The organism is Azohydromonas aeria (assembly GCF_009760915.1).
Taxonomy (GTDB): Bacteria; Pseudomonadota; Gammaproteobacteria; order Burkholderiales; family Burkholderiaceae_C; genus Azohydromonas; species Azohydromonas aeria.
The window spans coordinates 54,509-66,375 of the sequence record NZ_VIDQ01000015.1; the positions used below are offsets into that span (position 1 = coordinate 54,509).

At 72.4% G+C, this 11,867-nt stretch carries 11 protein-coding genes; 6 read left to right on the plus strand and 5 right to left on the minus strand.

All coding sequences use genetic code 11. The features are described 5' to 3' along the window. Positions 1-8: 8 nt before the first annotated feature. Entirely contained in the window at positions 9-2,144 is a 2,136-nt protein-coding gene (locus FJ694_RS11650; RefSeq protein ID WP_157267340.1) for an alpha/beta hydrolase domain-containing protein, read from the plus strand. A 16-nt stretch (positions 2,145-2,160) separates the two neighbouring features. Here FJ694_RS11650 and FJ694_RS11655 read toward each other — a convergent pair whose 3' ends face one another. Further along, positions 2,161-2,322, minus strand: coding sequence for a hypothetical protein (locus FJ694_RS11655; RefSeq protein ID WP_198320801.1), 162 nt, complete (start codon positions 2,320-2,322; stop codon positions 2,161-2,163). Positions 2,323-2,483: 161 nt separating this feature from the next. Here FJ694_RS11655 and FJ694_RS11660 point away from each other — a divergent pair, with 161 nt between their 5' ends. The 4 genes from FJ694_RS11660 to FJ694_RS11675 all read left to right on the plus strand — a co-directional run bounded on the left by FJ694_RS11660 (position 2,484) and on the right by FJ694_RS11675 (position 6,368). Further along, positions 2,484-3,233, plus strand: coding sequence for a GntR family transcriptional regulator (locus tag FJ694_RS11660; protein ID WP_157267342.1), 750 nt, complete (start codon positions 2,484-2,486; stop codon positions 3,231-3,233). Positions 3,234-3,285: 52 nt separating this feature from the next. Continuing rightward, positions 3,286-4,230, plus strand: coding sequence for a ribokinase (locus FJ694_RS11665; RefSeq protein ID WP_157267344.1), 945 nt, complete (start codon positions 3,286-3,288; stop codon positions 4,228-4,230). Between the two features lie 110 nt (positions 4,231-4,340). Further along, positions 4,341-5,282, plus strand: a complete 942-nt coding sequence (locus tag FJ694_RS11670; protein ID WP_157267346.1) for a Dap2 family DHDPS-related protein — start codon at positions 4,341-4,343, stop codon at positions 5,280-5,282. 60 nt (positions 5,283-5,342) lie between these two features. After that, positions 5,343-6,368 carry a TRAP transporter substrate-binding protein gene (locus FJ694_RS11675; RefSeq protein WP_232539993.1) on the plus strand — a complete coding sequence of 342 codons (1,026 nt, stop codon included), beginning with the start codon at positions 5,343-5,345 and terminating at the stop codon, positions 6,366-6,368. 16 nt (positions 6,369-6,384) lie between these two features. Here FJ694_RS11675 and pncB read toward each other — a convergent pair whose 3' ends face one another. Further along, the gene (gene pncB / locus FJ694_RS11680) at positions 6,385-7,572 is read right to left on the minus strand and encodes a nicotinate phosphoribosyltransferase (RefSeq protein ID WP_157267348.1); all 1,188 of its coding nucleotides are present in this window, start codon (positions 7,570-7,572) and stop codon (positions 6,385-6,387) included. Further along, positions 7,572-8,936 carry a glycosyltransferase gene (locus tag FJ694_RS11685; RefSeq protein WP_157267350.1) on the minus strand — a complete coding sequence of 455 codons (1,365 nt, stop codon included), beginning with the start codon at positions 8,934-8,936 and terminating at the stop codon, positions 7,572-7,574. Before FJ694_RS11685 ends, pncB begins: the two co-directional genes overlap by 1 nt. Positions 8,937-9,023: 87 nt before the next feature. Here FJ694_RS11685 and FJ694_RS11690 point away from each other — a divergent pair, with 87 nt between their 5' ends. Next, positions 9,024-9,776, plus strand: coding sequence for a fatty acid desaturase (locus FJ694_RS11690; RefSeq protein WP_157267352.1), 753 nt, complete (start codon positions 9,024-9,026; stop codon positions 9,774-9,776). 82 nt (positions 9,777-9,858) lie between these two features. Here the strand turns inward: FJ694_RS11690 and FJ694_RS11695 are convergent, their stop codons facing one another. Together FJ694_RS11695 and FJ694_RS11700 are read right to left on the minus strand one after the other, a co-directional pair. Continuing rightward, positions 9,859-11,067 carry an ABC transporter permease gene (locus FJ694_RS11695; protein ID WP_157267354.1) on the minus strand — a complete coding sequence of 403 codons (1,209 nt, stop codon included), beginning with the start codon at positions 11,065-11,067 and terminating at the stop codon, positions 9,859-9,861. Further along, complete coding sequence (locus FJ694_RS11700) at positions 11,064-11,801, minus strand: ABC transporter ATP-binding protein (RefSeq protein ID WP_232539994.1); 738 nt, start codon at positions 11,799-11,801, stop codon at positions 11,064-11,066. The genes FJ694_RS11695 and FJ694_RS11700 overlap by 4 nt, the downstream gene beginning before the upstream one ends. Positions 11,802-11,867: the final 66 nt, after the last annotated feature.

Below are 11,867 nucleotides of genomic sequence, written 5' to 3' on the forward strand. Positions count from 1 at the left end.
GAGACACCATGCAGTTCCAGAAAAGCCTGCTGGCGCTGTGCGCCGGCGCCGCGCTGCTCGCCGGTTGCGGCGGCGACGGCGACGCGCCGGCAGCGTCCACCCCTTCGACGCCGGTCGCGCCGCAGCTGCGCCTGTCCGTCACGGCCACCGAGGACTTTCCCGGCACCTACGGCAGCGTCGGCGCCTATGAAAAGCTCACCGGCGTGATCAGCGGTGAGGTGGACCCGAAGGACCCGAAGAACGCCGTGATCCAGGACCTGGAGCTCGCCCCGGTCAATGCGCGCGGCCTGGTCGAGTACCAGACCGAGTTCGTGATGCTCAAGCCCAAGGACATGAGCAAGGCCAGCGGCGTGCTGCGCTACGACGCGCCCAACCGCGGCAACATCCTCACCATGATCAACCCCACCGCGACGCCCAGCGACGCGGTGTACCTGGAGCGCGGCTACGTGGTGCTCTACGCCGCGTGGCAGGGCGACGTGCCCAAGAGCAGCGCCGCGCGGCTGACCGCCACCGTGCCGGTGGCCAGGAACAAGGACGGCACCAGCATCACCGGCCCGTACCGCGCCGAGCTCGTGCCCGGCGGTTCCGCACCCACGCCGGCGATGGCGCTGCCCGGCGGCGTGTTCAACGGCAGCATGATTCCCTACGAGCCCGCCACGCTCGACAACACCCAGCCCGGCTTCTCGCTCACGCGCCGCGCCAACGAGACCGATGCGCGCCAGCTCATCCCGGCCGGCGACTGGAAGTTCGCCAAGTGCGACGCCGCCACACCGTTCCCCGGCACGCCCGATCCCGCCAGCATCTGCCTCAAGGGCGGCTTCGACCCGAAGTACCTCTACGAGGTGGTCTACGTCGCCAAGGACCCGAAGGTCATGGGCGTGGGCCTGGCCGCGCTGCGCGACACGGTGAGCTTCTTCCGCCACGCGGCGGCTGACGCCGACGGCAAGGCCAACCCGGTGGCCGGGAAGATCGTCAACACCATCGGCCAGGGCACCTCGCAGTCGGGCAACGCCATGAAGACCTTCCTGCACCTGGGCTTCAACCAGGCGCTGGACGGCTCGAAGGTGTTCGACGGCCTGTATGCGCACGTGGCCGCGCGCCAGACCAACATCAACACGCGCTTCGCGGTGCCGGGCGGTGGCGGCGGCCTGCGCACCGACCACACCGCCTTCGGCCAGACCGCGCCGCGCGGGCTGGACAAGGACTACGTGGACGAGGTCAGCGGCCGCAAGGGCGGCGTGATGGCGCGCTGCGAGGCCACGGCCACCTGCCCGAAGTTCTTCCTGGGCCTGTCGGGCACCGAGTTCTGGCAGCTGCAGGGCTCGCCGGTGCTCACCGACGCGTACGGCCTGCGCGACCTGCAGCAGCCGGCCAACGCGCGCATCTACTACTACGGCAGCACGCAGCACGGCGGCGCCGGCGGCACGGCCAGCATCGCCTTCGCGCCCACGCGCAACGTCTACCCGTCCGGCACGGTGGTGCACTTCAACGACACCTTCCGCGCGCTGTTCGTGGCGCTGGAGGACTGGGTGGTGCGCGGCGTCGAACCGCCGGCGAGCCAGGTGCCGAAGATCGCCGACGGCACGCTGGTGCGCCCGGAGGCGGTCGCCTTCCCGGCGATGAAGGGCCTGACCTGGCCCGTCAACGGCACGGCCACGCCGATCCCCGACTTCACGTACCTGGCGCGCCACAACGGCTTCCCGCTGCTGGACTTCGGGCCGCAGTACCGGCCGCAGGACGAGTCGGGCATCGCCACGCTGCTGCCGCCGGCCTACCTGAACCGCGACTACGCCATCCTGGTGCCGCAGGTCAGCCCATCGACGGGCCTGACGCTGGCGGGCCTGCGCAGCGTGGAGGCGCGCGTGCCGCTGGGCACGAGCATCGAGTTCAACTACGTGGCCACGCCGGGCATCACGGACCTGTCCAACCTCACCGGCAGCTTCATTCCCTTCCACAAGACCACGGCGGCGCGGCTGGCCGCGGGCGACGCGCGGCCCTCGCTGGAGGAACTCTATGGCACGCAGGCCGGCTACGAGGCCGCCGTGCGCGCCGCCGCGGCGGAGCTGGTGTCGCAGCGGCTGCTGCTGCAGCGCGACGCCGACCTGATCGTGCAGCGCGCGGTGGCGACGCCCATCCTGCCGTAACAACGGCCGGGCACGATCATGGCGGCCGGCCGCGCCAGCGTGCCGGCTGGCCGCCGTCCCACGTAACGGCCGGGTCCTTGCCCGTCACCGGATACATCGCGCCGGGCGCGTTGCGCGCGGCCTGGAACGCTTCCAGCGTCTGCCCGCGCGTGACGGCGTAGACCGGCAGGTTCGACACGCCCGCCACCGCACCCCGCCTCTCCGGCACGAAGGGCCGGGCGCCCGGGCTCGCGCCGTGCCTGCCGCGGCGCGCGGGTTTGCCCCAGCGCCACGTCACTGGCATTCGGCTAACATGTCAGCCATCAACCAGTCGTTGTGCCGCCACGAACCCGGTCCGTCATGTCCTTGCCCAGCCCCCGCGCCGCCGGCGCCGCGCCCAGCCTGCGGGTGCAGGCCTACGAGAACTTCAGGCAGCAGATCCTGCAGGCCAACATCCGGCCCGGGCAGTTCGTGACGCAGCGCGAACTCATGCAGCTGCTCGACATGCCGCTGGGCGCGGTGCGCGAGCTCATCCCGCGGCTGGAAGCGGAAGGGCTGCTGCGCACCGTGCCGCAGCGCGGGCTGCAGATCGCGCACGTGGACATGCGGCTGGTCAAGAACGCCTTCGGGCTGCGCCGGGTGCTGGAGCGCCACGCCGCCGAGCAGTTCTGCGCCACGGCGACCGACGCCGACCTGGACGCCATCGAGGAGGCGCACTGGGCGCTGGTGCGGCGCGCCCTGCGCGACGGCATCGACGAGCAGCTGCTCACCGATGCCACGGCCGTGGACTGGGGCCTGCACGACCTCATGATCGATGCGCTGGACAACGAGCTGGTGTCGGATGCCTACCGCATCAACAGCCTGCGCGTGCGGCTGATCCGGCTGGAGGGCGCCACGCTCGATGCCGACATCCTGCTGGCGGCGCTGCGCGAGCACCTGTGGTTCCTGCAGGCGCTCAAGGCGCGCGACACGCGGGCCGTGGTCGAGCGCATCGAGCTGCACATCACCAGCGCGCAGCACCGCGTGCTGGGCCTGCCGCGGCCCGAAGTCCCGTTCCGGCTCGAAGACCATCCGCAGCGGCTGGATCCTGGCGCGCCCGCGCGGCCGTGACCCGCGCACGACGCCGCCTTCCCCGAGCTTTTCCTCCCGGAGCCTGATCGACATGGCGCACGAGCCCATCACCGCGGACGTGGTCTGCATTGCCAGCTGGAACACCGACCTCGTCAGCCGCGTGCCGCGCCCGCCGGCGCGCGGAGAGACGCTGCTGGCCGACGCCTTCGACATCACGCCCGGCGGCAAGGGCTCCAATGCCGCCATCGCCTGCGCGCGCCAGGGTGCGCGCGTGGCGCTGGTGGCGCGCATCGGCGACGACGATTTCGGCCGCAACGGTCTGCAGCTCTGGGTCGCCGAGGGCATCGACGCGCGCCACGTCGAGGTCGCGCCAGGCGAGCGCAGTGGCGTGGCGCAGATCCTGGTCTATCCGGACGGGGACAACAGCATCGCCGTGGCGCCGGGTGCCGGCAGCGGGCTGGGCGCGCGGCAGGTTGAGGCGGCGGCGGCCACCATCGCCGCGGCGCGGGTCGTGATGGCCTCGTGCGAGGTGTCGCTCGATGCGACGCTGGCGGCCTTTCGCATCGCGCGCGCCCATGGCGTGCGCACGCTGCTCAATCCCGCGCCGGCGCGGCCGCTGCCCGACGCGCTGCTGGCGCTGACCGACGTGCTCACGCCCAACGAGACCGAGCTGCTGGCGCTGGCTGGCCTGGACAGGGCCACGCTGGAGCAGGGCGCGCAGGCGCTGCTGCGCCGCGGCGTCGGCGCGGTGGTCGCGACGCTGGGCGCCGAGGGCTGCCGGCTGTGGCTGGATGACGGCGGCGCCAGCCACGCCGTGGCCGGCTGGCGCATGCCGGCCGTGGCCGACACCGTGGGCGCCGGCGACACCTTCACCGGCAGCCTGGCTGCGGCGCTGGCGCGCGGCGAGCCGCTGCCGCAGGCATTGCGCTGGGCCAACGCGGCCGCCGCGCTGTCCGTCACCGGCCGCGGCGCCATCGGCGCCATGCCGACGCTGGCGCGCACCCGCGCGCTGCTGGAGCCGACGCCCGCGGCCTGACCCCTTTCATCGCCTGCGCCGCACCGGCCCCGGGCCGGTTGCGGTGCCGCCCTTCAACGACGCGGCGCACCCGTTGCGTGCGCGCGTCTTCATCTGCCAAGGAAACAGCCATGTCCCGCCCCATCGAGGGAATCATTCCCGTCATGCTCACGCCTTTCGATGACGACAACCGCATCGACTACGGCGGGCTGGAGCGGCTCATCGAGTGGTATCTCGCGCATGGCGCCGATGCGCTGTTCGCCGTGGCGCAGTCCAGCGAGATGCAGTTCCTGAGCCTGGAGGAGCGCGCGGCGCTGGGCCGCTTCGTGGTCGAGCGCGTCGCCGGGCGGGTGCCGGTGGTGGTGTCGGGTCACGTCAGCGACGACCTGCACGGCCAGGTCCAGGAGCTCACCGCCGCGGTGGACAGCGGCGCCGACGCCGTGGTGCTGGTCACGAACCACCTGGACCCGCACCGGCGCGGCAGCGAGGCCTTCCTGGGCAACCTGGAGCTGCTGCTGAAGCGGCTGCCCGCGGACGTGCCGCTGGGCCTGTACGAGTGCCCGGCGCCGTACCGGCGGCTGCTGTCGGATGCGGAGCTGTCGGCCTGCGTGGACTCCGGCCGCTTCGTGCTGCTCAAGGACGTCTCCTGCGACCTCGCCACCGTCGAGCGCCGCGTGGCGCTGGCGGCGGGCTCGCCGCTGGCGGTGGTCAACGCCAACGCCGCCATTGCCTTCGACGCGATGAAGGCGGGCTCGCGCGGCTTCACCGGCGTGTTCACCAACTTCCACCCCGACCTGTACCAGTGGCTGCGCACGTCGGGCGCGCGGCACCCGGCGCTGGCCGAGGAAGTGAACACCTTCTGCGTGCTGTCGGCCGTGAGCGAGTCGCTGGGCTACCCGGCGCTGGCCAAGCTCTACCACCAGCGGCTGGGCACGTTCAAGTCAATCCACAGCCGCGCCGTCAGCTACGACATCCGGGAGCGCCACTGGGCGCTGGACGAGGTGCTGGACCGCATCGCCGCGGGCACGCAGGCGATGCGCGACAGGATTGCGCAAGCAACCACTGCGGCCTGAAGCCGTGCGCCGCGCCCCCCCTCAGCCCCATCCCCATCCATTCAAGCAAGGAGACTGCACATGAAGAAGAAGCCTTCGATGACCGTCTGGGCGCAGGCCTGCGTCGCCGCGCTGGCGCTGGCCGCCGCGGCGGCCGGGCACGCGGCGGACGTCAAGGAGCGCACGCTGCGCTTCGCGTTCCAGAGCAACAAGGACCACCCGATCGGCGTGGGCGCGCAGAGGTTCGCCGACCTGGTGGCGCGGAAAAGCGACGGCAAGATCAACGTGAAGCTGTTTCCCAACGGCACGCTGGGGGGTGACCTGCAAGTGGTGTCGGCGCTGCAGGGCGGCGTGATCGACATGACGGCGCTGAGCTCGGGGCTGCTGTCGGGCCAGGCCAGGGAGTTCGTGCTCTTCGACCTGCCGTTCATGTTCGGCAGCGGCCGCGAGGCCGACGCGGTGGTGGACGGCCCCATCGGAAAGAAGCTCGGCGACAAGCTGCTGGACAAGGGCCTGGTGCCGCTGGGCTACTGGGAGCTGGGCTTTCGCAACCTGACCAACAGCCGCCACCCGGTGGCGCGGCTCGACGACTTCAAGGGCCTCAAGATCCGCGTGGTGCAGTCGCCGATCTACATCGATCTCTTCAACACCCTGGGCGCCAACGCCGTGCCGATGCCGTTCCCCGAGGTCTATTCGGCGCTGGAGCAGCGGGCGGTGGACGGGCAGGAGAACCCGCTCATCAGCATCCAGCTCTCCAAGTTCTACGAGGTCCAGCCGCACCTGGCGCTCACGCGCCACATCTACAGCCCGCTGTCGCTGCTGATCGGCAGGAAGAGCTGGGACAAGCTGTCCAGGGACGAGCAGCAGATCATCCAGCAGGCCGCCACCGAGTCGCAGGCCTACCAGCGCCAGGTGGCGCGTGCCGAGGACGACAAGGCCCTGGAGACGCTGAAGAAGAGCATGAAGGTGAGCGAGCTGCCGCCGGCCGAGGTGGCGCGCGTGCGCGAGAAGATCAAGCCGGTGGTGGACAAGTACGCGCGCGACGTCGGCGAGCCGCTGATGGGCGAGCTCGCCGCCGAGCTGGCGCGCGTGCGCGGCGGCAAGTAGGTCCCGGGGGTGCGGCTCAGGCCGGCACGTCGAAGACGCTGCGCAGGTAGGCCAGGAACGTGGCGTCGTCGCAGATCGTCTTGCCCGGCGAGTCCGACAGCTTGGCCACCGGCTGCCCGTTGCAGCGCACCAGCTTCATGACGATGTTGAGCGGCGGCAGGCCCAGGTCGTTGGTGAGGTTGGTGCCGATGCCGAAGCCGCACTGCACCCGGTCGGCGAAGTGGCGGTAGAGGGCCAGCGCCTTGTCCGGATCGAGCCCGTCGGAGAACACCAGGCGCTTGGTGTGGGCGTCGATGCGCAGCTTGCGGTAGTGCTCCAGCGCCAGCTCGCCCCACCAGACCGGGTCGCCCGAATCGTGGCGCAGGCCGTCGAAGAGCTTGGCGAAGTAGAGGTCGAAGTCGCGCAGGAAGGCGCGCATGCCCACCACGTCGGTCAGCGCCGTGCCCAGGTCGCCGCGGTATTCCTGCACCCAGTCCTCCAGCGCCGCCTTCTGGTGGTCGCGCAGCCGCACGCCCAGCGCCTGGTACATCTGCAGGTACTCGTGCGCCATGGTGCCGATCGGCACCAGGTTCAGCTCCCTGGCCAGCTGCACGTTGGAGGTGCCCTTGAAGAACTGCGGCAGCTCGCGCTGGAACGCGGCCACCACCTCGCGCTGCCACTCGCCGCTGAAGCGGCGGCGGATGCCGAAGTCGAACAGGCTGAAGGGATGGCGGCGCGGCGGTTCATTCTCGAAGGCGCGCAGCTGCTCGATCTTGGCGCGCAGCCGGCGCCGCCCCTCGGCCAGTGCCGGCGCGGCCTCGAAGCGGCGGTGGTGCAGCTCGCTGACAATGGCCAGCACGTAGATCTCGAAGCCCATCACGTGCACCTGCGGCCCCTCGGCCACGATGTGCAGCTCGCCGCCGTCGGACCAGGCGCGGATGAATTCGCGCTGGAACTTGAAGATGCGCAGGAAATCGACGAAGTCGCTGCTGATGAAGCGCAGGCCGCGCAGGTATGCCAGCTCGTCCTTCGTGAAGCACAGGCCGCACAGCGCGTCGAGCTCGCGCTCGACCTGCGGCAGCAGCTCGCCCAGGCGCAGGTCCTCGCGGTTGCGGCACACGAAGCGGTACTCGGCCTGCGCCTGCGGATGCCGGTGCAGCATCGCCTGCCACATCGTGAACTTGTAGAGGTCGGTTTCGAGCAGGCTGTGGATGACGGGGGACATCAGGAACTACTCCGGCGCGGCATGTCCGCCAGGGGCGCAGCAAGCGCCGCGCCGCCCGCGGCCGCCTCGGCCCGCAGCACCGGCGCGCCGGTGGCCGCCAGCCGCTCCACCAGCGCGGCGCCCAGCGCCGGCGCGTCGCAAGCCGCCATCTCGGCCGCCAGCGCGCGTGCGCGCGCCGTGAAGGCCGGCTCCCGCAGCACGCGCCGCACGGCCTCGCGCAGCCGGCTCGGGGCAGGGCGGCCGCTGCGCAGGTCCAGCCCCGCGCCGCTCCAGGCCACGCGCGCGGCGATCTCCGGCTTCTCCTCGCTGCCGCCGGCCACCACCAGCGGCAGGCCCTGCGCCAGCGCCTGCTGCACGCCGCCATAGCCGCCGTTGCTCACCACCGCCGACAGCAGCGGCAGCAGCGCGGGATACGCGATGAAGGGCGCCAGGCGCGCGTTGGCCGGCAGGGCGCCGCCCAGCGCCGCGGCCACGCCTTCGGGCGACGCGGTGGCGACGACCAGCAGGTCTTCCTGCGCCAGCGCGCGCAGCGCCGGCACGATCAGCTCGCGCGGGTCGGTGGCCAGCGTGCCCTGCGTCACCAGCACCACCGGCCGCCCGTCGCGGCGCGCCGCCTCCACGTCAGCCCACCAGTCGGGCAGGGCCTGCGGCCGCGGCGGCTCGCGCAGCACCAGCGGGCCGATGAAATGCACCTGCGGCGGCAGGTCGCAGCGCGGGTACTCGAAGCCCGGCACGGTGGGCTGCAGGTAGAGCTGCGGCGAGAAGCTCTCGAAATACATCTGCCGGCCCGGCGCCAGGCCCGCGGCTGCGCGGGCACGGCGCCACGCGGCGTTGGTGCCGGCAAACAGGCCGCGCAGGATCAGCGCGTTGAGCAGCCGGTTGCGCGCGCCGCGCCCGGGCGGCAGGGCCGAGCCGAAGGGCGCCGTGTCCACGCTGGGCATGCCCAGCGCGCTCACGCCCAGGCCGGCCCACGGCAGGCCCGCCTTCTCGTGCAGCAGCGCCGCACCCATGAAGGCCTGGTCCGCCAGAACGGCATCGGGCCGGAACGTTGCGGATGCAGCTTCCAGGGCGCGGCACTGCAGCGGCGCCGGGGCGATGAAGAGCGCGTCGAGCTGCGCCCGCACCCGGGCCAGGCCGCGCCGGCCGCGCAGCACCGGGAAGGCGGCCTCGACGTCCGCGTCGTCCCAGTCCAGGCGCGCCTCCAGCACGATGAAGGCCGCGCCCGAGGCCTCGACCAGCGGCGCGAACTTGGGCCCGGCCAGCCAGGCGAGGGCGTGGCCGCGGTCGGCGAGGGCGCGCACCAGCGCCGCCATCGGCCGCACGTGGCCGGTCATCGGGACGGTGGCAACGAGGATGCGGGCCATGGCGTCGCCAGTCTGCCAGCGGCCGCGGCATGCGCTCATGCCCTTGGCGCCGATTCGATGCGCGACATGCCGCAAACTGGCGCGGCCATGCCTTCACTCCAAGACCCGATCCGGCCCGGCACGAGCCCCGTGACGCCCGCGCAGCAGCGCCGCCGTGGCCTGGCGCTGGCGGCGGCCATCGTCGGCGGCTGGTTGACCTTGCATGTCTGGGGCGTGTTCTTCCACGCGTGGAGCGGCATCGACTGGCTGCGCGCACCGCTGCTGGTGGCGCTGCAGGCCTGGCTGTCCACGGGGCTGTTCATCGTGGCGCACGACGCCATCCACGGCTCGCTGGCACCGGGCCGGCCGCGGCTCAATGCCGCCATCGGGCAGCTGTGCGTGGGCCTGTACGCGGGCTTCCGCTTCACGCGGCTGGCGGCGTCGCACCGGCTGCACCACGAGGCGCCGGGCACCGCCGACGACCCGGACTTCCACGCCCCGGCGCCGCGCGCCTTCGCCGCCTGGCTGCATGCCTTCTTCCGGCGCCATTTCGGGCTGGCCGAGTTCGCCCGCGTCACCGCGGTGCTGATCCTGTACCTGGCGCTGGGCGCGCAAGCCTTGAACCTGATCGTGTTCTGGGCGCTGCCGGCGCTGCTGTCCGCGCTGCAGCTCTTCACCGTGGGCACCTGGCTGCCGCACCGCCATGGCGACGACAGCTTTGCCGACCGGCACCGCACGCGCTCGCTGCGCTGGCCGTGGCTGCCGTCGCTGCTGGGCTGCTACCACTTCGGCTACCACCACGAGCACCACCTGTGGCCGCACGTGCCGTGGTGGCGGCTGCCGGCGGTGCGCCAGCGCTGAATCTGCCGGTGGCAAGGAGCTGGGCTCGCCAGTGAGTTGACATAACCATCATTGATCCGGCCATCAACTCAACCAGGCCGGCTCACACGTGCGCCAGCGCCTCCACGATCGGCTGGCGCATCGCGCGCCGCGCCACCCAGGCCGAGGCCAGCGCGGAGAGGATCGCCACCGACAGCACCGTGATCAGCACGGGCGGCGTGTCCAGGTCGATCTGCAGCGGGTAGCCCACGCTGTGCCCGGGCGGCGGCGGCATCTGCACGGGAAACACGCGCAGCAGCGTCGAGATCGTGACCGCCGCCGCCGCGCCCAGCAGCGCGCCCAGGGCGCCCAGCATCAGCCCTTCCAGCGCCAGCGCGCCGATCAGCTGCCCGGGCAGCGTGCCCAGGGCGCGCAGCGTGCCGATCTCGCGCGTGCGCTCGATCACCGCCGACACCATCGAGTTGGCCACCACCACCACGACGATCACGCCGATCACTGCGCCCATCAGGCCGAAGATGCGGTGGTAGAGCGCGCGCACGCTGTCGTAGAAGCCGGCCTGCGCTTCCCAGGTGCGCAGCATCAGCGCCGGGAATCGTTCCGACAGCCGCGCCTGTGCCGGTGCCACGTCGTCCATGCCGGCCAGGAACACCGACAGCACCGACACGCGCGGCGTGCGCAGCAGCGCCTGCGCGGTGCCGAGGTCGGTGTAGAGCAGCCGCCGGTCCAGGTCGGGCACACCGGTGCTGATCACGCCGGCCACCTTGACCGGCGCCGATTCCAGCGCGCCGCGCGTGCCGGTGGCCAGCAGGGTCAGCTCGCGCCCCGGCTCGGCCTTGAGCGTGCGCGCCAGCTCCTTGCCCACCAGCACCCAGCCGGCTGTGCCGCCTTCGGGCATGCCGCCCTGGACGAAATTCAGGAACGGCCCCTTGGCCTGCAGCTCGGCCGCGGCGTCGATGCCCACGGCCGTCATGCCCACCGACTTTTCGCCATTGCCCAGCAGCCCGCTGAACTCCACGCGCGGCAGCACGTGGCGCACGGCGGGGTCGGCACGCAGCTGCGCCTGCAGCGCGGCGGCATCGTCGAGGCCGTGCTGCAGCGGCACGGCCTCGTCGGCGTCGAAGTGCCGCGGCGTGCCGACGAGCAGGTGCCCGCTGTCGCGCACGGCGCTGTTCTCCAGCGCGGCGTAGGTGTAGAGCGCGAAGCCCCCGGCCAGCAGCAGCGCGGCCGTGCCCAGCGCGGCGATGAAGGCCGCCACCAGCGAGCGCCGCCGGTTGCGCAGCAGGTTGCGTGCGGCGAAGCGCAGCCACCTCATGCCGGGCTCCGCGCCACGGCCACCGGGCCGGCACTCGAAGCGGCGGCGTGCGGCGGGTCCTCGATGCGCCCGTCGCGCAGGTGCACGATGCGGTCGCAGCGCGCGGACAGGCGCTCGTCGTGGGTGGCGAAGACGAAAGTGACGCCCTCGCCGTGGCAGCGCTCGCGCATCAGCTCCAGCACGGCCTCGGCGGTGTGCGAGTCGAGGCTGGCCGTGGGCTCGTCGGCCACCACCAGCGCCGGGCGCTTCACGAGGGCGCGCGCGATGGCCACGCGCTGGCGCTGCCCGCCCGAGAGCTCGTCCGGGCGCTGGCGGGCCTGGGTGCGCAGGCCCACGCGCTCCAGTGCCTGGGCCGCGCGGCGGCGGCACTCGGCGTCAGGCAGCCCGGCCAGGAACAGCGGCAGCTCGACGTTCTCCTGGGCCGTCATCACCGGCACCAGGTTGAAGTGCTGGAACACGAAGCCGATGGCGTCGCGGCGCAACAGCGTGCGGCGGCGCTCGTCGAGGCGGTGCACCGGCTCGCCGCGCAGCACGATGGCGCCGGCATCGGGACGATCGATGAGCCCGCAAAGATTCAGCAGCGTGCTCTTGCCGCTGCCCGACGGGCCGGTCAGCGCCAGCATCTCGCCGGCGCGCACGTCCAAGTCCACGCCCTGCAGCGCCGGCACCACGTGGCGGCCCAGGCGGTAGCTCCTGCGCACCCCGCGCAAACTCATCACCAGCGAAGCGGTCACGGCATCGACTCCCTTGTCGCGCTAATCTGAGGACTTCCGGGCAAGCGCCCTGCCCTCCATCTTCGC